23 protein-coding genes are annotated in these 21,065 nt (G+C 68.3%); 15 read left to right on the top strand and 8 right to left on the bottom strand.

From position 1 onward, the window contains the following. Positions 1-80 precede the first annotated feature (80 nt). Entirely contained in the window at positions 81-893 is an 813-nt protein-coding gene (locus E6N53_RS21270) for an ATP-grasp domain-containing protein (protein ID WP_236642373.1), read from the bottom strand. 186 nt (positions 894-1,079) lie between these two features. On the opposite strand from E6N53_RS21270, the gene E6N53_RS15260 reads away from it, so the two are divergent. Genes E6N53_RS15260 through E6N53_RS15240 form a run of 5 tightly spaced genes read left to right on the top strand, consistent with a single transcriptional unit; the run spans position 1,080 to position 6,082 of the window. Continuing rightward, on the top strand, positions 1,080-1,583 hold the full coding sequence (locus tag E6N53_RS15260; RefSeq protein ID WP_142860402.1) for a (2Fe-2S)-binding protein: 504 nt from the start codon (positions 1,080-1,082) through the stop codon (positions 1,581-1,583). Position 1,584: 1 nt separating this feature from the next. Then, the gene (locus tag E6N53_RS15255; protein WP_142860401.1) at positions 1,585-3,987 is read left to right on the top strand and encodes a xanthine dehydrogenase family protein molybdopterin-binding subunit; all 2,403 of its coding nucleotides are present in this window, start codon (positions 1,585-1,587) and stop codon (positions 3,985-3,987) included. Then, entirely contained in the window at positions 3,987-4,874 is an 888-nt protein-coding gene (locus tag E6N53_RS15250; RefSeq protein WP_142860400.1) for an FAD binding domain-containing protein, read from the top strand. Before E6N53_RS15255 ends, E6N53_RS15250 begins: the two co-directional genes overlap by 1 nt. Before the next feature lie 58 nt (positions 4,875-4,932). Next, the gene (locus E6N53_RS15245; protein ID WP_142860399.1) at positions 4,933-5,694 is read left to right on the top strand and encodes a LamB/YcsF family protein; all 762 of its coding nucleotides are present in this window, start codon (positions 4,933-4,935) and stop codon (positions 5,692-5,694) included. A gap of 43 nt (positions 5,695-5,737) precedes the next feature. Continuing rightward, positions 5,738-6,082 carry a hypothetical protein gene (locus E6N53_RS15240; protein WP_142860398.1) on the top strand — a complete coding sequence of 115 codons (345 nt, stop codon included), beginning with the start codon at positions 5,738-5,740 and terminating at the stop codon, positions 6,080-6,082. A gap of 9 nt (positions 6,083-6,091) precedes the next feature. Here E6N53_RS15240 and E6N53_RS21115 read toward each other — a convergent pair whose 3' ends face one another. Beyond that, positions 6,092-6,661: a hypothetical protein gene (locus E6N53_RS21115; protein ID WP_201741163.1), complete on the bottom strand. Its 570-nt coding sequence runs from the start codon at positions 6,659-6,661 to the stop codon at positions 6,092-6,094. 138 nt (positions 6,662-6,799) lie between these two features. On the opposite strand from E6N53_RS21115, the gene E6N53_RS15230 reads away from it, so the two are divergent. The 4 genes from E6N53_RS15230 to E6N53_RS15215 all read left to right on the top strand — a co-directional run bounded on the left by E6N53_RS15230 (position 6,800) and on the right by E6N53_RS15215 (position 8,173). Next, entirely contained in the window at positions 6,800-7,018 is a 219-nt protein-coding gene (locus E6N53_RS15230) for a hypothetical protein (protein WP_136592502.1), read from the top strand. After that, a complete protein-coding gene (locus E6N53_RS15225) occupies positions 7,011-7,424 on the top strand; it encodes a peptide ABC transporter ATP-binding protein (protein WP_236642372.1) in 414 nt (137 codons plus the stop codon). Before E6N53_RS15230 ends, E6N53_RS15225 begins: the two co-directional genes overlap by 8 nt. Positions 7,425-7,501: 77 nt before the next feature. Beyond that, complete coding sequence (locus E6N53_RS15220; protein ID WP_136603587.1) at positions 7,502-7,774, top strand: hypothetical protein; 273 nt, start codon at positions 7,502-7,504, stop codon at positions 7,772-7,774. A gap of 204 nt (positions 7,775-7,978) precedes the next feature. Beyond that, a complete protein-coding gene (locus E6N53_RS15215; protein WP_136592500.1) occupies positions 7,979-8,173 on the top strand; it encodes a cold-shock protein in 195 nt (64 codons plus the stop codon). A 175-nt stretch (positions 8,174-8,348) separates the two neighbouring features. Here E6N53_RS15215 and E6N53_RS21110 read toward each other — a convergent pair whose 3' ends face one another. Further along, complete coding sequence (locus E6N53_RS21110; RefSeq protein WP_201740325.1) at positions 8,349-8,504, bottom strand: DUF7563 family protein; 156 nt, start codon at positions 8,502-8,504, stop codon at positions 8,349-8,351. 228 nt (positions 8,505-8,732) lie between these two features. Here E6N53_RS21110 and E6N53_RS15210 point away from each other — a divergent pair, with 228 nt between their 5' ends. The 3 genes from E6N53_RS15210 to E6N53_RS21105 all read left to right on the top strand — a co-directional run bounded on the left by E6N53_RS15210 (position 8,733) and on the right by E6N53_RS21105 (position 12,221). Then, positions 8,733-9,329: an AsnC family transcriptional regulator gene (locus E6N53_RS15210; protein WP_142860397.1), complete on the top strand. Its 597-nt coding sequence runs from the start codon at positions 8,733-8,735 to the stop codon at positions 9,327-9,329. A gap of 233 nt (positions 9,330-9,562) precedes the next feature. Then, complete coding sequence (locus E6N53_RS15205) at positions 9,563-12,037, top strand: DUF5059 domain-containing protein (RefSeq protein WP_142860396.1); 2,475 nt, start codon at positions 9,563-9,565, stop codon at positions 12,035-12,037. A gap of 7 nt (positions 12,038-12,044) precedes the next feature. Continuing rightward, positions 12,045-12,221, top strand: coding sequence for a hypothetical protein (locus tag E6N53_RS21105; RefSeq protein WP_201741162.1), 177 nt, complete (start codon positions 12,045-12,047; stop codon positions 12,219-12,221). Between the two features lie 49 nt (positions 12,222-12,270). Here the strand turns inward: E6N53_RS21105 and E6N53_RS15200 are convergent, their stop codons facing one another. The 5 genes from E6N53_RS15200 to E6N53_RS15180 all read right to left on the bottom strand — a co-directional run bounded on the left by E6N53_RS15200 (position 12,271) and on the right by E6N53_RS15180 (position 17,503). After that, the gene (locus E6N53_RS15200; RefSeq protein WP_142860395.1) at positions 12,271-12,717 is read right to left on the bottom strand and encodes a low molecular weight phosphatase family protein; all 447 of its coding nucleotides are present in this window, start codon (positions 12,715-12,717) and stop codon (positions 12,271-12,273) included. Positions 12,718-12,884: 167 nt separating this feature from the next. Continuing rightward, positions 12,885-14,696: a methyl-accepting chemotaxis protein gene (locus E6N53_RS15195; RefSeq protein WP_236642371.1), complete on the bottom strand. Its 1,812-nt coding sequence runs from the start codon at positions 14,694-14,696 to the stop codon at positions 12,885-12,887. Positions 14,697-14,798: 102 nt separating this feature from the next. Continuing rightward, positions 14,799-15,656: a metal ABC transporter permease gene (locus E6N53_RS15190; protein ID WP_142860394.1), complete on the bottom strand. Its 858-nt coding sequence runs from the start codon at positions 15,654-15,656 to the stop codon at positions 14,799-14,801. 3 nt (positions 15,657-15,659) lie between these two features. Continuing rightward, positions 15,660-16,394 carry a metal ABC transporter ATP-binding protein gene (locus E6N53_RS15185; protein ID WP_142860393.1) on the bottom strand — a complete coding sequence of 245 codons (735 nt, stop codon included), beginning with the start codon at positions 16,392-16,394 and terminating at the stop codon, positions 15,660-15,662. Next, a complete protein-coding gene (locus E6N53_RS15180) occupies positions 16,391-17,503 on the bottom strand; it encodes a metal ABC transporter substrate-binding protein (protein WP_142860392.1) in 1,113 nt (370 codons plus the stop codon). Before E6N53_RS15180 ends, E6N53_RS15185 begins: the two co-directional genes overlap by 4 nt. A gap of 180 nt (positions 17,504-17,683) precedes the next feature. Between E6N53_RS15180 and E6N53_RS15175 the strand changes: the two genes are divergently transcribed. The 3 genes from E6N53_RS15175 (at position 17,684) to E6N53_RS15165 (ending at position 21,052) form a co-directional block, all read left to right on the top strand. After that, positions 17,684-18,868, top strand: a complete 1,185-nt coding sequence (locus E6N53_RS15175) for an ABC transporter substrate-binding protein (protein WP_142860391.1) — start codon at positions 17,684-17,686, stop codon at positions 18,866-18,868. A 151-nt stretch (positions 18,869-19,019) separates the two neighbouring features. Next, entirely contained in the window at positions 19,020-20,141 is a 1,122-nt protein-coding gene (locus tag E6N53_RS15170; protein WP_136592492.1) for a FecCD family ABC transporter permease, read from the top strand. Continuing rightward, positions 20,141-21,052: an ABC transporter ATP-binding protein gene (locus tag E6N53_RS15165; RefSeq protein ID WP_142860390.1), complete on the top strand. Its 912-nt coding sequence runs from the start codon at positions 20,141-20,143 to the stop codon at positions 21,050-21,052. The genes E6N53_RS15170 and E6N53_RS15165 overlap by 1 nt, the downstream gene beginning before the upstream one ends. Positions 21,053-21,065: the final 13 nt, after the last annotated feature.

The raw sequence follows: 21,065 nt of genomic DNA, 5'->3' as shown, positions 1-21,065 counted from the left end.
CTCCCTCTCTCGTACATCGATTCGATAGCGTCCCTCCGTGTTGCCGTCGGTAATCGTTTACTACGTGTGGCTATGTTGTGCTATATATTCAGACGGGGGTTCCGAACGCACGCGGCGACCGAGTCGGTGAGCGCCGCTTCGAGGCCGGTCTCCCGGAAGCTCGGACAGGGGTTGAGGTCGACGGCGTACCAGTCGTCGTCGACGCGGACGAGGTCGACGCCGACCGCACACATCCCCGTCCGGTCCATGAGGTCGGCGATACGCTCGACGTGTTCGGGACGCGCGTCCGCCTCGCCGACGATCCGTTTCTCGCCGAACAGCTTCGACGTGGCCCGGAGCACCCGGACGTGGAGGCGCTCGCCGTCGTCGACGACGTAGTACTTGTAGTCGACCCGCTCGGCCGGGAGGTACTCCTCGTAGAGGTCACCCTCCCCGTTGAGTTCCGGCGACATGTTCCAGTGGTAGCGGTTCTTGGCGACGTACTCGCCGTCCGGCTTCGTCCGGGACGCGGCGGGGACCGCGAACCCGACGCCTTCGAGCAGACAGAGTTGTGAGAACCGCGAGACACAGGCGACCACCCCCGTCGCGCTGTTCCACGTCGGCACCCCCAACCGCTCCGCACGCACGAGCGTCTCGACGGAGGCCGGGCGGGTCTTCTTGCTCACGAACAGCGCCAGGTCCGCGAGCAACTCCTCGCTGACGGGTCGCTCGCAGTCGAAGAACGTCACCGCGTAGCCCCGCTCGACGAGGTTCGCTGCGACGGTCGAGAACACCGCGTGGTCGGGGTTACAGGTGATGCCGATCTGTTCTGTCGTCTCGGCCACGTCGGCCGTGTCGACACCGTGGCTCTCCCGCCCGGCCGACGGTGCCGTGTCCTCCTGTCGACGCGTCACAGTCCGCTGCTACTCCGCGCACGGACTTCAACGCGCGCCTTGCCCCGACACCCGGGTAATCTATTTCCCACTGTCCGTCGTGTGCCCTAACACGTGTATTGTTACCACTACACACATACGGGCGTCAGTCGATGGCGCGCGTGAGGCAGCCGTCTCCACCGTTTGGAGACACTGGAGGGCGAACCCATGACGACACACGACATCACACTCACGGTGAACGGAACCGCACACGACCTGACGGTAGAGTCGCGAACACTCCTCGTCCACGCGCTCAGAGACGACCTGGGCCACACCGGGACGAACGTCGGGTGCGAGACCAGTATGTGCGGGGCCTGTACGGTCCTCGTCGACGACGAGGCGGTCAAGTCCTGTACGCTCCTCGCGGCGGCGTGCGACGGAAGCGAGGTCCAGACGGTCGAGAGCCTCGTCGACGGGGGGGAACTCCACCCGCTCCAGGAGGCGTTCGCCCAGGAACACGGGTTGCAGTGTGGCTTCTGCACGCCCGGTATGCTCATGACCTCGCTGGACCTGCTCGCGCACGACCCCGACCCCTCGCGCGAGGAGATTCGCGAGGCACTCGAGGGGAACCTCTGTCGCTGCACGGGGTATCAGAACATCGTCAACGCGGTGGAGCGCGCCGCACAGACGATGCGGGCGGCGACCGACGGCGGCGACCGAGGGGGTGACTGAGATGTCCTCGACGCCCGAGTTCATCGATGCTCACGAGGCCCAGCGCCTGCGCGGGTCGCCCGTGCGACGACGTGAGGACCGGCCGCTGCTCACGGGCGACGCCCAGTACACCGACGACATCTCACGGGAGGACCTCCTCCACCTCGCCTTCACCCGGAGCCACCACGCTCACGCTCGCGTCGAGGCCATCGACACGAGCGCCGCGGAGGCGATGGAGGGGGTCGTCGCCGTCTACACCGCCGCCGACGTCGCCGCCTCCGGGGTGACGGGCGAGGTCCCACCCGTCTGGCTCCTCCCCGAGTTGAAGACGCCGCCGTATCCGATGCTCGCCCGCGAGCGGGTCCGGTTCCAGGGCCAGCCGGTCGCGGCGGTCGTCGCGGAGCGCCGGTACCTCGCGGCCGACGCCGCCGACGCCATCGACGTCACGTACGAGAAACTCGACGCCGTGACCAGTCCCGGCGCAGCAACGACCGAGGGGGCCCCACAGCTCCACGAGGAGGCACCGAACAACGTCGCTGCCGAGTGGGAGATCGGCGACAGGGAGGACACCGACGCCGCGTTCGACCGCGCCGACCACACCGTCGAACTCGACCTGGTGAACCAGCGCCTGCTCCCGACGGCGATGGAGCCACGCGCCGTCCTCGCGGAGTACAACGCGAGCACGGAGAAGGCGACGGTCCACATGTCGACGCAGTGCCCGCACCTGCACCGCCGCTTCTTCTGTGAGATGCTCGACTTCCCCGAGCACCGGATGCGCGTCGTCGCCCCCGACGTCGGCGGTGGGTTCGGGAGCAAGGACTCCGCTCACCCCGACGAGGCGCTCACCATCTGGGCCGCGCTGCAACTCGAACGGCCGGTGAAGTGGGTCGCCACCCGCACGGAAGGGTACGCCTCGACGGGCCACGGCCGCGGTCACGAGACGCACGCGGAGATGGCACTCTCCGACGACGGCGACATCCTCGCCATCCGCGTCCACACCGACGGCGACCTCGGCGGCTACGTCTCGACGTTCGGGGCGCTCAACCCCACGTGGGGGTACGCGCCGATGCTCCCCGGCCAGTACGCGATGGAGGCGATGCACTGCACCGTCACCGAGGCCTTTACGAACGCGGTCCCCACGGAACCGTACCGAGGTGCGGGTCGCCCCGAGGCGAGCTACGTCATCGAACGACTCGTCCACCTCGCCGCGAAGGAGGTGGGGATGGACCCCGCCGACCTCCGTCGGCGGAACTACATCCCGTCCGACGAGTTCCCCTACGAGACCACCGCGGGCTATCTGTACGACAGCGGCGACTACGAGAAGCCCCTGGACCGGGCGCTCGAACTCGTGGGCTACGACGACCTCCGTGCACGGCAGGCCGAGTTGCGCGCGGAGGGACGGTACCTCGGCATCGGCATCTCCAGCTACGTCGAGTCATGCGGGTACGGGCCGAGCGAAATCGTCGGACAGATCGGTGGCCAACTCGGGCTGTGGGAGACGGGTGTCGTCCGCTTTCACCCCTCCGGGAAGGTGACCGTCTTCTGTGGGACCTCCGGACACGGCCAGGGCCACCAGACGACCTACGCGCAGATCGTCGCGGACGAACTCGGTGTCGACTTCGACGACGTCGACGTGGTGGAAGGCGACACCGACGAGGTCCCGATGGGGATGGGTACCTACGGGAGCCGAAGCGTCACCGTCGGCGGTGCGGCCGTCCTCACCAGCGCCCGAAAGGCCGTCGAGAAGGCCCGCCAGATCGCCGCCCACCAGCTCGAGGTCGCAACCGAGGACCTCGAGTTCGAATCGGGCGAGTTCAGCGTGACGGGCGCGCCCGACCGTGCCATCCACATCCAGGAGGTAGCCCGTCAGGCGTACCTCGCTCACGACCTCCCCGAGGGGCTAGAGCCCGGGCTCGAAGAGGAGTCGTTCTACGACCCCGAGAACCTCGTGTACCCCTTCGGCGTTCACGTCGTCGTCGTCGAAGTCGACGCCGACACCGGCGAACTGTCGTTCGAGAAGTACGTCGCCGTCGACGACTGCGGCGAGCAGATCAACCCGAAGATCGTCGAAGGGCAGGTCCACGGTGCCATCGCGCAGGGGCTGGGGCAGGGGCGGTTCGAGGGCGTCGTCTACGACGAGAGCGGCAACCTCGTCACGGGGTCGATGCAGGACTACGCGGTCCCCAAGGCCCACCAACTCCCGCACTTCGAGACCGACCACACCGTGACCCCGTGCCCGCACAACCCGCTCGGGGTGAAAGGCGTCGGCGAGGCGGGAACCATCGCCGCGCCGCAGGCCGTCGTCAACGCCGTCTGTGACGCGCTCTCGCCGCTGGGCGTCGACCACATCGACATGCCGGTGACCGACGAGGCGGTGTGGCAGGCGATGAACCGGGCCGCGGCGACCGACGGGGGTGCGGAGTGATGTTCCCCCCCGACTTCCACTACTACCGTGCCGGGACGGTCGACGAGGCGCTCGCCCTCCTTGAGGCGAACCCGGAGGCGGAACTCCTCGCGGGCGGGCACTCGCTCTTGCCGACGATGAAACTCGGCCTCGCGAACCCCCCCGCGGTCGTCGACATCTCCGGCATCGACGCGTTACACGGCGTCACGGTCGACGGCGACGTCGCCCGGTTCGGCGCGCTCACGCGCTATGCGACCATCGCGGAGGACGACGCGCTCGAAGCTGCCTGCCCCGCGGTCGTCTCGGCGGCCGCCGCCATCGGCGACGTCCAGGTCCGCAACCGGGGCACCATCGGCGGTAACCTCGCACACGCCGACCCGGCATCGGACCTGCCCGCGGCCGCGCTTGCGAGCGACGCGACGCTCACGCTCGTCGGCCCGGACGGCGAACGGACGGTCCCGGCCGACGACTTCTTCGTCGCCATCTTCACCACGGCGACGGAACCGGGCGAACTGCTCACCCGCATCGACGTTCCCGTCCTCGGCGAGGAGGGTGTCGGCGTCTACGCGAAGAAACCGAGTCCCTCGTCGGGGTACGCCGTCGTCGGCGTCGCCGCCGTCTTGGAACTCGACGACGGCGTCGTCACCTCCGCTCGCGTCGCCGCCAACGGGGCGTTCGACCACGCCATCCGCCTCCCCGGGACCGAGGACGCGCTCGTCGACGAGCGACTCGGCGAGGACGCCATCGACACCGCGGCGGCGGCCGCGATGGACGGGGTCGACGAGTCGACGCTCATGGGCGACCACCACGTCTCGGCCGAGTACCGCGAGGAGTTGCTTCGGGCGTACACCGCGCGGGCGCTCACCGAGGCGGCCGACCGCGCCGGCCGCACGGTGGTGGTCGACTGACCGGGGCCCTCTCGACGTCGGGGTGAACGGTTATCGGCCTCGCACGTGATGTCGACACATGGCACACACTATCGACATCAACTGTGACATGGGCGAGAGCTTCGGTACCTACGTGAAAGGCAGCGACGCAGCGGTGATGCCGTACATCACGACGGCGAACATCGCCGCGGGCTTTCACGCGGGTGACCCCCACGTCATGCGCGAGACGGTCTCACTCGCCGACGACCACGACGTGAACGTCGGTGTCCACCCGGGGCTGCCGGACCTGATGGGGTTCGGGAGGAGAACGATGGACGCCACGCCCGCGGAGGTCCGCGACTACGTCGTCTACCAACTGGGTGCGCTCCGGGCGGTCGCCGACTCGCTTGACGTCACCTTCGGCCACGTCAAGCCACACGGGGCGATGTACACGATGCTCTCCGAGAGCCCCGACCACGCCCGCGCGGTCATCGAGGGTGTCCTCGCCGTCGACCCCGACCTCACCTTCCTCGCGACGGATATGAACATCTACGAGGTCGCCGAGGAGTACCCGATTACGGCGGTGTTCGAAGGCTACGTCGACCTCGACTACCGGGCGGACCGGAGCGTCGTCATCCCACGGCAGAAGCAGGCGCGTGACCCCGACCTCGTCGCCGACCGGTTCGTCTCTATCGCCACCGAAGGCGTGGTCGAGACGCCCGACGGCGTCGAACTCGAAGTCCCCGCCGAGAGCATCTGTATCCACGGCGACGGACCGAACGTGGTCGAACTGCTGGAGGCGATTCACGCCCGCCTCGACGAGGCCGACATCGAGTTGACGAGCCTCACTGACTCCGCGTGAGGGCACCCCCAACGTTACACTCGTCGGAGACGTAGCGCGGCGCATGGTCCGCCCTCTGTCCCTCGCGGCGGGCGTCGCGGCCCTCCTCCTCGTCGCACCGCTCGTCGCCGGTGTCGCGGCCCTCGTTCAGTTCGCACTCGGCGGGTTCGACTACACGTCAGTCTGGCTCGTCGTCGCCCTCGGCGTCACCATCTTGATGCTCGGCCTCGTGGTCCGCCGCGACGCGCGCCGCGACGACGACCAGTCGGCGAGCGTCTGGTCGCTCATCCCCTCGTGGCAGTACGAGGGCCGACACGTCGAATCCGGCGGACTCACCCGCAACGAACAGGAAGAGGCGCTCGCCGACGTCGAAGAACAGGCGGAGGCGCGCGAACGCGGTCCGCGGTGAGTCGCGAGGTCAGTACTCGGACTCGACGGCCGTCTCGTCGCTCGACGGCGTGCCGATTCGTTTTTCGGTCTCCTCTGTGCCCGTCTCGGCCGACGACTCGGCTTCGCGTTCCTGCACGCGCCCGTTCGCGGCACTCGACGAATCAGGCTCCACTCCCGTCGCCTGTTCGCGAGTCTCGGCTGCCGCGGGTCGCCGACTCCCGCCGAGCGACTGACCGATGACCTCGTCGAGCAGGAGCGCCTCCCGGTCGGCGACGTCGTACCGTTCGTCGACGACGCCCCGAGCCGCTTCGACTTCGCCGTGGAGCAGGTGCCGCCGGACCCGGATGTACGTCTCGAGGAAGGGCTCTTCGCTCGGCTGTGAGTCGTCGAGCGCCTCGTCGAGTTCCCTGCCGAGGTCGTCGAAGATCTCGCCGTAGCCGAGCACCGACGGCTGGTGGTCGGGGTCGAGCAGGGAGAGGAGGTACTCGGAGGCGAACCGGTGGTACTCGGACTTCGACTCGAACGCCGACGAGTCGGTCACGAACGCTTCGATTCGAGCTACCAGCGCGTCCGGGTATCGCACCGTCTCCTTCGCCATGTCACACCCGTTCGTGTGACCGGTACTTAGTTTCCGAGGCCGCGTCAGACGGAAGCGTGTCGACGGCCGCGCGGTCGGTCACCCTCCGAATCGCGCCCGGCAAGAAGGTATATGTGTTGACAGACCTTGCCTCCCTGTATGGCCGAGACCGAACCCGACGAGCGTATCGAGGAGACGACGACGTGGCCCGACCTGGCGATCAGTCTCTACGACCGACTGACCGGACGGGGAGCCGAGATCATCTACGAGTTTGAGGACATGGAGGTCGACGTCCCCAGCGGCACCGGCGAGGACGCAGAGCACGCCCACTGGCGCCTCGACGGCTCGGTCCGCGTCACGACGCGCGAGCGTGAGTAGTCCGACTGTGGCCCGCGACGACGCCGACGAACCGCGCGCCCCGCTCTCTGTCTCGACCGACCTCACCCTCGCCATCGACGACACCGAGGCGCGGGTCACCTCGACGGGCGAGCGGCTCTTCGTCGAGTTCACGTCCGTTCCCGACGCGGTCCGGGCGTTCCGCGCGAGCGGCGCCTCGACCGGCCGCACCACCCGACTGGACGCGCTGTTGCACACCGCGGACCTCACCGTCGAGGTCCGCGTCCGCGGGCGGACCGTCGCCGTCGTCGGGGCCGGGGCTCACCCGGGCTTCGTCTCGCGTCAGGTCGGCGCTGCGCCGGCCGAGGTCCGCCTCGGCGGCGGCCTCGGCGCCGTCGGCCGTGAACTCGCGAGCGGCTTCGCGACGCTCGAACGCGCCCTCCGGTAGGCGTTCGTGTCGACTCGTCCACCGGTACCCACTCCGGGGAGGCACAGACACAAGAGCCTCGGCGTCGAAGCACGCGTATGACCGGACAGCTCCACGAGTTGGACCCACCGGGACGAACGTGGCTGGACGTCGTCGAGCAGGTTCTCGACGAGGAGATCGACCGGGACGAGGCGATACGGCTGGTCGCCGACGACCTCACCGTCGACGTCCCGCTCTCGTACGGTGACGACTTCGAGCAGGCGCGGTGGCGGTTCAACGGCAGCGTCACCGTCACCGTCGACGGGATGCGCGGCCCGCTCGCGGACTGGCTGAAACTGTGGCTCAGCGGCTCGCCGGAACGAGACGACTGAGTCCACGGCTCCGTCGGGACCTGACGATACGCCAGTCACTGCGCCGCTTTCCACCGATGTCCCCGGTTCGACCCGGCGAATCGAGCGTTCCGCTAGGCTTCGACGGATATCCGCCGTCGATTGGTCGACTGTCTACTAAACTCGCTCCTGTGGCTGAACTCTTTCGGAAGCCTTATGAATCGACTGCGTCTTCGTTCAGATGCAATGGCGAAAGGTACGGTTGATTTCTTCAACGACACTGGCGGCTACGGTTTTATCGAAACTGAGGACTCGGACGAGGACGTGTTCTTCCACATGGAAGACGTCGGCGGCCCGGACCTCGAGGAAGGACAGGAAGTCGAGTTCGAGATTCAGGACTCCCCCAAGGGTCCCCGCGCGGCGAACCTGACGCGGCTGTAACTCGGTTTACCCCGCCGCCTTCGGCGGCGTAACGATTCTCGCAAGAATTTTTGACGCACCGACACTCCACGGAGCGACGGCGTCTTCCGCCGCGCGTTCGGGACTGCCGGCACCGTCGCTCGGTGTCGGTCGAGGGGAAGGAAAAACCAGGAGCAGTCGTTGGGTGGCCGGGACGTTACCCCATCATCGTTGCCTTGCGTTCGGTGCTCACCTGTTGGATGCCAGCGTTTGCCGTGCAGTTCGGACACGCGTATACGCGGCCCTCCTCGTCGCCGAACACGCGGACGAAGTCGGTCGAGACGAACGTATCGCAGTATGTACAGTGACTCATGGTCGGTCTGGCAGGGGTGTCTGCCCTATTTCCAAATATATGTGCCACGGATATATCTACACTACCCAACTAGTTGGGTAACTCTGAGCGCGTGTTCGTGAGACTAGTTCACATATATCTCACTCGGCTCGGGGCCCCTTCGATTCGGCAAAACACGCGCCGCTTTCGACTTCGAATCACAGGTCTGACGGGCGATTTACTTTTGAGACGTCGACACGGAGGTGGTGTATGCGCGACCTCGACGAGACCGACCTCGAAATCGTCCGCCTCCTTCTGGCCGACGCCCGCCGACCCTACAGCGACATCGCGGAGGCCGTCGACCTCTCCCCGCCCGCGGTCTCCGACCGGATCGCCCGACTCCAGGAAGTCGGCGTCATCCGACGCTTCACGGTCGACATCGACCGGACGCAGTTCCACGGCGGGACACCCGTCCTCGTCGACCTGACTGTCGACCGAAGCGCCGACCTCGCGGCGGTCCGCGACGACCTCCTCGACGTCGGTCCCATCGAGCACGTCTTCACCACCGCGGAGTCGCACCTCGTGTTCCACGCGCGCGTTCCCGACAGCGACGTCGCCGCGTGGCTGTTCGACGTCGTCGACCGCGAGGTGGTCGCCTCCTACGAGGTGACGCTCCTCTCGGCGACGGACTGGTCGCCGGACCTCTCCGCGACGGAGTTCGGCCTCTCCTGTGTCCAGTGTGGGAACACCGTCGACAGTGAAGGCGTCTCCGCCCGCATCGACGGGGACCTCTACCAGTTCTGCTGTCCCTCCTGTGAGACGCGCTTCCGCGAGAAGTACGCCGACCTCGTCGAAGGACTCGACTGAGGCCGCGGCTTCGCCCCCTCCCGAGCGCCGAACCGGTCGGGGGAGTCGGTGTGCGGGGCGGTCTCAGTCACCGCGACCGACATCTATATTTTAGGCACACCTAAAAATGGGGCGTCACCGGACGCGACCGGCACTGTCGGCGGTGTGAGTCGCGACACTCCTCTCGACCCGACCGAGTTTAGGCTGGCCTAAACTTCGAAGGGGTTTTGTATATTTTAGGCGAGCCTAAAGATATGCGACAGACCAGACGCGACCTGCTCAGGACGACCGGCGCTGCCCTTCTCGTGGGTGGACTCGCCGGCTGCAACGAGGCAAACTCGGCCTCGACGACGACGGAGACAAGCGGCCCTGCCGACGCGAGCGGTTCGGCCGGGTCCACGAGTACCGCCGAATCGACGTCGTCGGCCGCGGCCGCCGAGGCGACCGTCGAGACCGCCGTCGCCGCCGAGTGGAGCGCCATGCGGGCTCGGCTCTTCGACGCGGTCGCGCTCGGCACTGCGGGCTCGTTCGCCGACGGCGCGCGCGTCGCCCAGCACGTCTTCGCTCGCTTCGAGCAGTCCTCGGGCGAGTGGGGTGTCCACGAGCAACTGGAGGAGACGAACGAACGGCTCTACGAGTCGTTCGAGTCGAACCTCGGGGAGCTCCGGTCGGCGCTCGAGGCGGGCTCTCTCGACGAGGCCCGCGACGCTGCCAGCGACGCGGACCAGGCCCTCCAGTCGGCGATTCGCGGCCGGACCGACACGCGGACGGCCGCCGCGTTCGACCTCCAGCTCCTCGGGACGCGCGTGAAGAACGCGGCAGTCGTCGCCCCCGTCGACGCCGACGCGGCTGTGACCGTCGCCGAGCGGGCGATGTCGGCGTTCGAGGCCAGTGAGGCCTACGACGCGGTCGAGGAAGCCGACGCGGAGTCGTACGGTGCCTTCGAGGGAGCGGTCGAGACGGTCGTCGACGCTGCCGGTTCGGGTGACGTCGAGGCGGCCCAGTCGGCCGCGGACGACGCCCTCGCCGCCGCCGTCACTGGCTCGTACGCGGTCGCCGGCACGCCGGCCGTCGCCGGCACCGGCCACCTGTCGACGTACCAGGCCGAGGCGTTCGACGCCGCGGCGCTATCGGGACTCGGCGGTCCCTCGACCGACTTCGCTCACGCGGCTGCACTCACACTCTACCGCGCACGCGTCGACGACGCCGGCTGGCTCTACGCCGCCGGCGAGACGGCGCGCGCGAAGGCGGTCGTCCAGGCCGTCTTCCAGCACTTCGAGGGTGCCCGAGCACACGAGGCGCTGGAGGAGGCCAGCGAGGAGGCGTACACCGGCTTCGAGGACGAGGGGCTCAGCGCCCTGGTCGAGGCCATCGACGCGGGTGACGATGACGGGGTGGAGTCGGCCATCTCGACCGTCCACGAGAGCCTCGTGACCGGGGTGACCGCCCTGGGTTCCGGACCCGAGCCGGCCGTCCTCGAAGCGGGCTACTTCCGGTCTCGGCTCGGCGACGCGCGTGAACTGTTCGAGGCCGGCGACACGGCCGGCGCGAGGGCCGTCGCCCAGGGACTGTTCGGGACGTTCGAGGCGAACGAGGCCGACTTCCACGAGACGCTGGAAGACACCTCCGCGGCGCTGTACGAGACGTTCGAGGAAGAACACCTCGTCGGCGCTATCGAGGCGCTCGAAGCCGGCAACGCAGAGGCGGCCGACACCCACCTCGCCGGCGCGATGGACGCCCTGCGACAGTTCGAGACGGCGGCCGGAACCGTCGCCCACGTCTCCGGCGCGGAAGCGGGCTTCATGGCCGCACGCGGGTTCGACGCGAGCGGCGTGGCCGCACTCGGCCGCACCGACCGCGCAGTGACTGTCGTCCAGGAGACGTTCGCCGGCTTCGAGGCGGGCGCTGGCGGGTTCCACGAGGCGCTCGAGGCGGCCGACGAGGATCTGTACGAGACGTTCGAGACGGAGCTGAGCGAGGTTCGGAGCGCCGCGTCGGACGGTGGCGACGTCACTGCCGCCGCCCGGGCGTTCAACGCGGAGGCCGTCGCGGCGATGTACGCCACCGTCGGTGCGGCCGGTGGGTCGTTCGGCGAGATGGCGGGGTCGCTCGCCCAGAACGTCTTCGCGGACTTCGAGGCGGCACGCGTCCACGAACTCCTCGAGGAGGCCGATGGGGGCGCGTACGAGACGTTCGAGTCGCGGTTAGGAACGTTCATCGAGTCGCTGTCGGCGGAGACTCTGTCGGCGTTCGCCGCGGCGACCCTCCGTGCGCAGTTCGCCGTCGCCGGTGCGCTCGACAGAGCGCCCGTCGAAGCGGGCGAGGGTGGCAGTGGCGAGTCGGGCGGCGACGCCGACCTCCAGGGTGGCCCGAACGTCGTCGAAGGGGTGCCAGCGGACGCCGACCACGTGGTGAAGATGCAGGCCGTCGCGTTCGAGCCGGAGGAACTCACGGTGTCGGTCGGGGACACAGTCGCCTTCGAGCACGCCGCTGGCGAGGCACACAACGTGGTCGCCTACGAGGACGAACTTCCCGAGGGGGCCGCGTACTGGGCCTCCGGCGGCTTCGAGTCACAGGCAGCAGCCGAAGCCGGCTGGGAGGACGGGAAGGGAGCCGTCCAGTCCGGGCAGTCGTACGTCCACACGTTCGAGACGCCCGGCACGCACGGCTACTACTGCGTGCCCCACGAGGCTGCCGGCATGGTCGGGACCGTCGTCGTCGAGGAGTGACCAGTCGATGCGTGCCCGCGAGTGGCTGATCGCGTCACGGTACCGCTGTCCGGCCGACTACGGGATTCCGCCCCTCCCCGTCTGGGTGCAGCACCGCGACGAGGCCGGGCGGCTGGCGCTGTGTGCGCCCGACGGCGACGAGCCGTTCATCTCGGCGGCGAGTCCAGTCACGGTACGGCGGTAAGCGGCGACTGGTCCGGGACGTCCCCCACTGCCCCCGACGGCGAGTGCGTCTATGCCGATTCCGGGGTCTTCTGCCCCATCTCGTCGACGTACTCGTCGAAGAGGGCGACGACGCGCTCCTCAATGTCGTCTCTGATCTCGCGGACGGCCTCGGCGTCCTTCCCGTCGGGGTCGGTGAGCGCCCAGTCGCGCACGTCGACGTCGGCGTCGAGTTCGAGCGTCGAACAGCCCATCGTCGCGACGACGTCACACGTCTCCAGCTCTGCCGTCGAGACTTCCCGGGGCGTCCGGTCCGAGAGGTCGATGCCGAGTTCCCGCATCGTCTCGACGACCTCCTCGTGGACGTGGTCGGCCGGGTGGGTTCCCCCGGTGACGATTTCGACTGACTCCGCCAGTCCGCGTCGCTCGCGCTCGCGCTCGGCGAACGCGGCCGACAGCTGACTCCGCCCGGCGTTCTGTACACAGACGAACGCGAATCTGACCGTTTCCTCACTCATACCGAGTCGGTCGGTCCCTCGCGAGTTTAGTGGCTGCTATGTGGGATATACAGTCCTCCGTAGTTCCGCTTGAACCCGCGCCGGTGTGTCGGGCGTTGCTGTGGGCGCTCGACCACACGGCCCGGGCGGGTCCGACTGTGACGAGAACAGTGAGCCGCGGCGGCGGCTCAGTTGCGGCCGGTCGGCTCGCAGGTGAACGTGTCGAGCTGTTTCTGCAGCGTTCCGGTCTGCCCCGTGAGGTCGTCGAGCTGCGAGCGAATCTCCGAGATGGTCGTCGCTCTGGTGTCGGCGCGGTCCGCGAGCGACTCGCTCTGTTCGGCGACGGTCCGGGCCTGGTCGGCGACCCGGGTGATGGCGTCGACGACCTCCTCGGTGGTTCGCGCCCCGTCGTCGGTGGCGGTGGCGACCTCGGTGACCGAGGCGTCGACACCGTCGACCGTCGCGGTCAGGTCGGTGAAGGCCTCTCCGGCGTCGGCGGTGGTCTCCTTGCCCGTCTCGATCTGTGACTTCGTCTGTGACATCTCGCGCTGGACGCGTTTGACGTCCTCGATGGTCTCGCCGATGGTGAGGCTGATAGCCGCCGAGTGGTCCTGGGTCTCGTCGGCGAGCGACTTCACCTCGTCCGCGACGACGGCGAACCCCTCGCTGTCGTTGACCGCCCGGGCGGCCTCGATGTTGGCGTTGAGCGCGAGCGTGTTCGTCTGCTGAGCGATCGATTCGATGAGGTCCGTGCTCTCGGCCACCTCGTCCATCCGGGTGTCGAGCGAGTCGACCAGTGCGGCGAGTTCCCCGACGCTCCGTTCGATGTGTTCGATGGCCTCGACGGCCGCGGCGGCGGTGTCCGTCCCCGCGCTGGCGGCGTCTGCCGCGTTTCCAGCCTCGGTCGAGACCTCGTCGGCGTTCGCGGCAATCTCCTCGATCGTCGCCGAGAGGGTGCTCAACTCACCCGTCGTGGATTCGAGGTTGCTCGCCTGCGTCCGGACGTCGGTCGCGAAGGCACGGACGTCCGACGCCAACTGCTGTTGTGCCCGTTCGAGCGTCTCGGCGTCGTCGTGGACCGACCGCGTCGTCCGCTCGACAGTCGTCGCGAACTCCCGGAGGTCGACGATGGTCGCGGAGAGCTCTCGCTTCATCTCGGTGAACGCGTCGCTGATGGCCGCGATGGCTTCGATGTCGGCGTTCTCGGGCGGTGTGGCGGTGAAGTCACCCTCGGAGACCGCGTCCATGGCCGCGGCGAGTTCGTCGGCCTGCACCAGGAGGCGCTCGTTCAACTGCTCGACCTCGGCCTTCGCCTCCTCGCTGTCCTTGACGTTCTGTCTCTGCTGGCGCGTCTCCTCGCGGGAGCGCTCGATGGAGAACCAGTTCGAGACCAACGCCGCACAGAGGCCCAGGAGGAAAATCGCGTGGACGAGTCCCCACCCCATCGGGTTCGCGACGGCGTCGGGGTGGTTGTACACCGCTTCGGGGTTCGTCATGCCGAAGAGGCTGTGTTCGGCGGCGACGAACAGGATGCTGACGGCGAAGGGGAGCCAGTCCTCGTAGGTGGCGATGACGCCCGCGACGACGAAGAAGTGAAAGTGCGCCTCGATGAACCCCCCCGAGAAGTACACCAAGAGCGCCGAACTCGTCATCAACCCAACGGCGGAGACGGAGGCACGCACCCGTCGGGGGAGCCCCGACCACCACGCCACCCCCGCGATTGCGGTGAGAACGCCGACGCCGACGACCGCGTGTTCGAGCGGGACAGCGACGAAGTCGGCGCCGGTGAGATACGGGTCGGTCCCGGTGAACGTCCCGAGCGCGAAGAGGAACGGCACGTGTGCGAGCAGGAGGACGAGGATGTTGCGATGGCGCTTCTCCCAGGTCTCTTCGGGGAGCGACTCCCCTCGCGGGACGTACCGAATAACGTCCCCGACGGTTCGTTGGAGGTACTGGAGCCTGAGGGTTCGGACCCAGGAATCCGGCGTACTCGTTGCCATACCGCCACTGGCTCCTGTCACGCTCATAGCGATTATGCTCCGTGTATCACTGCTGATATCGTGGCAGGAGGGCGAACCGGGGCAGTCGACGACGAGTTCGCCCTAGCGCGCGCCGACGAGTTTCGCGCTCGCGGCTGCGGCGTACACCGCGATTGCGACGAGGACGATGGTCCCGCCGGCGGCGAGTCCGTACGCGTACGACAGCGTCGTCCCCGCGAGCACGGCGACCTGTGCAGCGACGACTGCGAGGAGGACCGACTCCTTGAAGCTCCGGGCCAGCTGCGTCGCTGCCGCGACGGGCACGACCAGCATCGCCGCCACGAGGATGACACCCATCATCTGCATCGCGCCGACGACGACGAGCGCCGTGAGGACGACGAGGACGCGCTTCACCCCGCGGACGTCGATTCCGCCGATCTGTGCTGCCGCCTCGTCGAACGTGACGAACACGAGCTTGCGGTACAGGAAGAGGACGGCCCCGACGACGAGGACGCTGACCCCGACCAGCAGTTCGACGTCGCCGCGGGTGAGCGTCGACAGGCTCCCGAAGAGGTACTGGCTGATGCTGACGGCGATTCCGCCGCTCGTGGCGCTGATGAGCACCGTCCCCAGGGCGAATCCGCCCGCGAGGACGATGGCCATCGACACGTCGTTGTAGACGTCCGTGTACTCCGAGAGGACCTGGATGAGCAACGCGGCTAGGACGGCGACGACGAGCGCGGTGAGCGCCGGGGAGACCGGACTCCCGAGCGTGGCGCTCAAAAAGAGACCGACGGCGACGCCCGCGAACGCGGTGTGAGCGAGCGTGTCGCCGATCATCGCCAGCTGGCGGTGGACGAGGAACGACCCGACGAGCGGGGCGATGACCGCGACACAGACGCCGGCGACGAACGCGCGCTGCATGAACGGGTATCCGAGCATCTCCGCCACGAAGTCGACGACGAGAGGGGTGAGGAACATGAGTCAGTGGCGGTGGTCGAGCAGTCCCTGATTCTCGCCGTACGCCTCGCCCAGCGCGTCGCTCTCGGAGAACGCCAGCGTGTCACCGTGGAAGAACAGGTTGCGGTTGATACACGCGACTGTCGAGGCGAACGTCGTGACGACACCGATGTCGTGTTCGACGAGGATGACGGTGAGTCCGTCCCGATTCAACTCGCGGAGGAGTTCGAAGAACGCCGCGCGCGACTCGGCGTCGACACCGACGGTCGGCTCGTCGAGCGCGAGGAGGTCGGCGTCCGCGGCGAGCGCGCGGGCGATGTACACGCGCTGTTTCTGCCCGCCGGAGAGCGACGAGAGCCGCCGGCTCGCGAGGTGAGTGACGCCCACCCGCTCCAGCGCGTCGTCGACGCGTCTCCGGTCCGACGACCCGAACCGACGGAGCCCCACGTGTGGGTAGCGACCCATCCGAACCACCTCGCGAACGGTGACCGGCATCCCCCCCGCGTCTCCCGTCGCCTGGGCGACGTACCCCACACGGGTCCCGTCGGACTGCTCGTGTGTCGGCTCGCCGAACAGCGAGACGGACCCACGGTCGGGGCGGAGCAGTCCCAGCATGAGCTTGAGGAGCGTCGTTTTCCCCGACCCGTTCGGGCCGACGAGCCCGAGGAAGTCGCCTGCCTCGACGGTCAACGAGACGGCTTCGACGGCTGGGCGGTCGTCGTACGCGTACGTGACGTCGGTCAGTTCGAGGACGCTCATTCCGTACCGAGCGCCTTCGCCAGCGACGGGAGGTTCACTCGCTCCATGACGTCGACGTACCCCCACCCCTGCTCGGCCCACTCCTCGGTGAGGCTCGGCACCGGCGTCAGCGGGAGCGCCTCGACGGCGCTCGTCTCGGTGACGAGCTGTCGTGCCGCCCGGTCGGACTCGAACACCGGGGCGAGGATGTACTCGATGTCGTGGTCGTCGATGACCTGCTGTGCGCGTCTGACGTCCCTGGGCGTCGGCTCGGCGTCCGGTGCGAGCCCGGTCAACGCCTCGACCTGGAACCCGTATCGACGGCCGAGATACTGGAACGAGTTGTGGCCGGCGACGAGGACGGTGTCTCTCGTGCGGTCCGACAGCCGCTCGCGGTAGGTGTCGTCGAGCGCGGCGAGCCGGTCGCCGAACGCCGCCGCGTTTTGCGTGTACGTCTCCTCGTTCGCGCCGTCGACTTCGGCCAGCCCCTGTGCGATGTTCTCGACCGCTACTGTCGCTCGGGCCGGGTCCAGCCAGAAGTGTGGGTCCGCGCCGGTGTGGGTGTCGGCGTCGTGTTCGTCCTTGCTCTCGTGTTCGTCGTGGTCGTCTTCAGTGTGGGTGTCGGCGTCGTGTTCGTCCTTGCTCTCGTGTTCGTCGTGTTCGTCCTTGCTCTCGTGTTCGTCGTGTTCGTCCTCGTGGCCGTCCTCGTTCTCGCCCCCGTCGTGGTCGTGTGCGTCGCCGTCGCCGTCGAGGAGGTCGACGCCGCGTCGGGCTTCGATGACCGCGACGCCGGCGTCGTCCGCGCGGACGTTCTGCACGATGTTGTCGGCCCACGGCTGGAACCCCTGGCCCATGTAGACGAACGCCGTCGCGTCGAACACCCGCCGCTGGACGTCCGGTCCGGGCTCCCAGCCGTGTCCGTGCTGGCCGAAGGGGACGAGGTTCTCGACCGTCAGCGCGTCACCGGCCACGTGCGACGCGAAGTCCGAGAGGACGAAGAACGACGCCTGAACTGGTTCCGTTTCGGTGCTTCCCGGCGTCTCGGCGTTCGTCGTGCCGAGACAGCCGGCGACGAGGCCCGTCGTGACCGCTGCCGTCCCGGCGATGAACTGCCGTCTGCTCTGTCGCATCTTGTTATTAATAAATACACTAGTATTAATATAACTTACCATATGAAATTTTCTATTTGCTAATCAGGGGCTGGACGGGGCGACGCGGTGACCGTGTCGGGAAGGCTCGGCACGACACCGACGGTTTAGGCCCACCAAAAAACCGAAAGGGGTTTGAATGTTTAGGCGGGCCAAAAACACATGACGAACGATTCGGACGACACACGCCCGACGCGACGGTCGCTTCTCGCGGCCGGGGCGGGACTCCTGACGAGCGGCCTGCTCGCCGGGTGCACCGGCGAGACGTCGTCGGCCGATGCGTCGACCACCGAGCGGACGACGACCTCGTCGGCGGCCTCGACCCGGACAGCGACGGCCGAACCGGCGACGGCGGACGCCTCGTACGCCGTCGAGATGGCCCCGGTGGGGCGCGTCGAATTCGACGCCGTCCCCGAGACGTGGGTCGCGAACAACGGCAGTTGGGCCGACATGGGAATCGCCCTCGGGCTCGAACCGCCGGCGGGCGTCTGGCTCCCAGGTCGGTACCACACGCGCTACTACGACGCGGTTCCGGGCGTGAGCGTCGACGGGAGCGACATCCGGAAGCTGTGGGGCGACGGCGGCGTCGGCAAGGAGCAGTTCTACGAACTCGACGCCGACGTCCACGTGATGGACCCGAACTTCCTGCAGAACCGTGGGAAGTGGACGGCGGCGGACGTCGACGAAATCGAACGCCGCATCGCGCCGTTCTTCGGGAACAGCATCTTCTCGCGCGGCTACGCGTGGCACGACTACCCGTACTACACGCTGTACGAGGCGTTCGAGACGCTCGCACAGGTGTTCCAGCGCGAGGACCGGTACGAGGCGTTCGCGACGCTCCACGAGGAGTTCCAGACCGGCCTCGACTCGGTCGTCCCCGCGGCGGGTGAGCGACCGTCGGCGGCAGTCGTCTGGGCCGGCGGCGACGAACCCGAGCAGTTCTACCCGTACGTCGTCGACGAGGGGACGAGCTTCAAACACCTGTGGGACCTGAAGGTGAACGACGCGCTCGCGTCGACCGACGTGAAGGACTTCCACAGCAGCCGCGGCGCCATCGACTTCGAGACGCTGCTCGAGGTCGACCCGGGGACGCTGCTCGTCCGCGGCCAGGAGTCGAAGACCCGGGCCGAGTTCGAGGAGACGGTCGTCGCGTTCATGGATGCTCACAGCGTCGGGGGCGAACTCACCGCCGTCCAGAACGGGAACGTCTACCGGGCCGGGCCGCTGTACCAGGGTCCCATCACGAACCTCGTCGTCACCGAGCGGCTCGCGAGCGCGCTGTACGGTGTCGAGGAGGAGCTGTTCGACCGCGAGCGCGTCGCCGCCATCGTCGACGGGGCCGTCTGACCGTGCTGGACAGGGGTGCCACCGGCGCTCGGGCCGGCGCGCGCGGCGGACCCGACGGTTGGCGAGCGGGTGGAGCCGCGTCCGGAGGCGGCGCGTCGGACAGCACGACGCACGAACGTGTGGGTCAGCAGGCCGGGGCGAACCGCTGACCATGACGAGCGAACCCACCACGGCGACGGGGGCGGGGACCCGGTCCGCCCGCGACGGATGGTTCGGGTGGCTCGACGGCTCGCTCCTCACGCTCTGTGTCGGCAGCCTCGCCGTCGTCGTCGTCGGCGGACTCGTGCAGGTGAGCTTCGGGACGTTCTCGATGACGGTCGTAGAGGCGTGGCAGGCCGTCGTCGACCCGCAGGTCCTCTTCGACCGTCGGGCCTGGGAGTCGTTCCTGCTCGGGAGCGAACTCCCCGAGATGGACCGGCGGAGCCTCGTCGTCTGGAACATCCGCCTCCCGCGGGTGTTCGTGGCCGTCCTCGTCGGGGCGAACCTCGCCGTGTCGGGAGCAATCTTCCAGGCCGTCACCCGGAACGAACTCGCGAGCCCCTTCGTGCTGGGCGTGTCCAGCGGCGCGGGACTGACGATTCTGTTGACGCTCGTCGTCTTCACGGGTCTCACGTCGGTCCTCCCGCTGCTCGCCGCGCTCGGCGGGACCGTCGCGTTCCTCCTGGTGTACGGCATCGCGTGGAACGGCGGGACGAGCCCGGTCAGACTGGTGCTCGCGGGCGTCATCGTCAATATGGTGTTCCAGTCGCTACAGCGGGGGCTGTTCTTCTTCGCGGACGACCTCGGCGTCGTCCAGTCCGCGCTGGCGTGGATCACCGGGTCGCTCACGGGGACCGGGTGGGACCAGGTCCGGCTGGCACTCCTCCCGACGGTCGTCGTCGTCTGCCTCACCGTGGCCGGCGCTCGACAGCTCAACGTCCTCCTGCTCGGCTCACAGACCGCTCGCTCGCTCGGCATGCGCGTCGAGCGCGTCCGGTTCCTGCTGTCCGCCGTCGCAATCGTGGCGGCGAGCACGGCCGTCGCCGTCGCCGGCATCATCGCGTTCTTCGGACTGGTCGTTCCCCACCTCGTCCGGCTCTTGGTCGGGAGCGACTACCGACGGCTCGTCGTCGGCTGTCTCTTCGCCGGGCCGGCGTTGATGGTCGCCGCCGACGTCGGCGCGCGCCTCGCGTTGAACCCCGCCCAGATTCCGGTGGGGGTCGTTACCGGCATCATCGGTGGTCCGTACTTCCTCTATCTGATGCGCAAGCGGGACACGCTGGGTGATATCTGATGGGCGAACGCCCTGCCGGCGAAGACCCCGCCGGACACGCCGAACGGGGTGGCAGTCGAAACGGTGACGTCGCGGTCGGGACCGACGGGACGGGTCGCCCGCCCGAAGAGCGAGACCGGGCTGCCGCGCTCGTCGGCGAATCGCTCGAACTCGGCTACCCGACGACGGACGAACCGGTCGTCGAGTGCGAACGCGTCGTCCTCCCCGTCGGCGAGGTGACGGCACTCGTCGGCCCGAACGGGAGCGGCAAGAGCACGCTTCTGAAGGCGATGGCGAGACAGCTCACGCCCGAACGGGGGCGGGTGCTCCTCGACGGCCAGGAGATACAGTCACTCGACGCGAAGGCGCTCGCCAGACGGCTCGGCCTCCTGTCCCAGGAGAACGAGTCTCCCGGGTCGCTCACCGTCGAGGACCTCGTCCTCCACGGTCGGTACCCCCACCGGGGGTTCTTCGAGTCGGTCGGCGAGGCGGACCGCGCGGCCGTCGACCGCGCCATCGAACTGGCGGGCGTCGAACACCTGCGCGACAGCGACGTCGGGGCCCTCAGCGGCGGGCAGAAGCAACTGGCGTGGATCGCGATGGTGCTCGCACAGGACACCGACGTCCTCCTCCTGGACGAGCCGACGACCTACCTCGACCTCCACCACCAGCTTCGCGTGATGGAGGTCGTCCGGACGCTCAACCGCGAGGCGGGCGTCACCGTCGGTATCGTCCTCCACGACATCGGCCAGGCGGCACGCTTCGCGGACAACCTCATCGCGATGCGAGACGGCGAGCCCTACGACTGGGGTCCCCCGAGAGAGGTGGTGACCGAGGAACTCCTGGCCGACGTCTTCCGTGTCGACGCCGACGTGGACCACGACCGAGGGTCGGGGCTGCACGTCGCCCCGCGCCGCGCGCTCGACGAGTGAGGACCACGCGACC

The organism is Salinigranum halophilum (genome assembly GCF_007004735.1).
GTDB lineage: Archaea > Halobacteriota > Halobacteria > Halobacteriales > Haloferacaceae > Salinigranum > Salinigranum halophilum.
The sequence above is the reverse complement of the archived record's forward strand: the minus strand, read 5'-3'. Positions and strand labels throughout refer to the sequence as shown.

Excerpts from the sequence above, each read along its gene's own strand:
- E6N53_RS15260 (WP_142860402.1), top strand. The coding sequence starts at position 1,080 with ATGACGACACACGACATCACACTCACGGTGAACGGAACCGCACACGAC.
- E6N53_RS15255 (WP_142860401.1), top strand. The coding sequence starts at position 1,585 with ATGTCCTCGACGCCCGAGTTCATCGATGCTCACGAGGCCCAGCGCCTG.
- E6N53_RS15250 (WP_142860400.1), top strand. The coding sequence starts at position 3,987 with ATGTTCCCCCCCGACTTCCACTACTACCGTGCCGGGACGGTCGACGAG.
- E6N53_RS15245 (WP_142860399.1), top strand. The coding sequence starts at position 4,933 with ATGGCACACACTATCGACATCAACTGTGACATGGGCGAGAGCTTCGGT.
- E6N53_RS15240 (WP_142860398.1), top strand. The coding sequence starts at position 5,738 with ATGGTCCGCCCTCTGTCCCTCGCGGCGGGCGTCGCGGCCCTCCTCCTC.
- E6N53_RS21115 (WP_201741163.1), bottom strand. The coding sequence starts at position 6,661 with ATGGCGAAGGAGACGGTGCGATACCCGGACGCGCTGGTAGCTCGAATC.
- E6N53_RS15230 (WP_136592502.1), top strand. The coding sequence starts at position 6,800 with ATGGCCGAGACCGAACCCGACGAGCGTATCGAGGAGACGACGACGTGG.
- E6N53_RS15220 (WP_136603587.1), top strand. The coding sequence starts at position 7,502 with ATGACCGGACAGCTCCACGAGTTGGACCCACCGGGACGAACGTGGCTG.
- E6N53_RS15215 (WP_136592500.1), top strand. The coding sequence starts at position 7,979 with ATGGCGAAAGGTACGGTTGATTTCTTCAACGACACTGGCGGCTACGGT.
- E6N53_RS21110 (WP_201740325.1), bottom strand. The coding sequence starts at position 8,504 with ATGAGTCACTGTACATACTGCGATACGTTCGTCTCGACCGACTTCGTC.
- E6N53_RS15210 (WP_142860397.1), top strand. The coding sequence starts at position 8,733 with ATGCGCGACCTCGACGAGACCGACCTCGAAATCGTCCGCCTCCTTCTG.
- E6N53_RS15205 (WP_142860396.1), top strand. The coding sequence starts at position 9,563 with ATGCGACAGACCAGACGCGACCTGCTCAGGACGACCGGCGCTGCCCTT.
- E6N53_RS21105 (WP_201741162.1), top strand. The coding sequence starts at position 12,045 with ATGCGTGCCCGCGAGTGGCTGATCGCGTCACGGTACCGCTGTCCGGCC.
- E6N53_RS15200 (WP_142860395.1), bottom strand. The coding sequence starts at position 12,717 with ATGAGTGAGGAAACGGTCAGATTCGCGTTCGTCTGTGTACAGAACGCC.
- E6N53_RS15195 (WP_236642371.1), bottom strand. The coding sequence starts at position 14,696 with ATGGCAACGAGTACGCCGGATTCCTGGGTCCGAACCCTCAGGCTCCAG.
- E6N53_RS15190 (WP_142860394.1), bottom strand. The coding sequence starts at position 15,656 with ATGTTCCTCACCCCTCTCGTCGTCGACTTCGTGGCGGAGATGCTCGGA.
- E6N53_RS15185 (WP_142860393.1), bottom strand. The coding sequence starts at position 16,394 with ATGAGCGTCCTCGAACTGACCGACGTCACGTACGCGTACGACGACCGC.
- E6N53_RS15180 (WP_142860392.1), bottom strand. The coding sequence starts at position 17,503 with ATGCGACAGAGCAGACGGCAGTTCATCGCCGGGACGGCAGCGGTCACG.
- E6N53_RS15175 (WP_142860391.1), top strand. The coding sequence starts at position 17,684 with ATGACGAACGATTCGGACGACACACGCCCGACGCGACGGTCGCTTCTC.
- E6N53_RS15170 (WP_136592492.1), top strand. The coding sequence starts at position 19,020 with ATGACGAGCGAACCCACCACGGCGACGGGGGCGGGGACCCGGTCCGCC.
- E6N53_RS15165 (WP_142860390.1), top strand. The coding sequence starts at position 20,141 with ATGGGCGAACGCCCTGCCGGCGAAGACCCCGCCGGACACGCCGAACGG.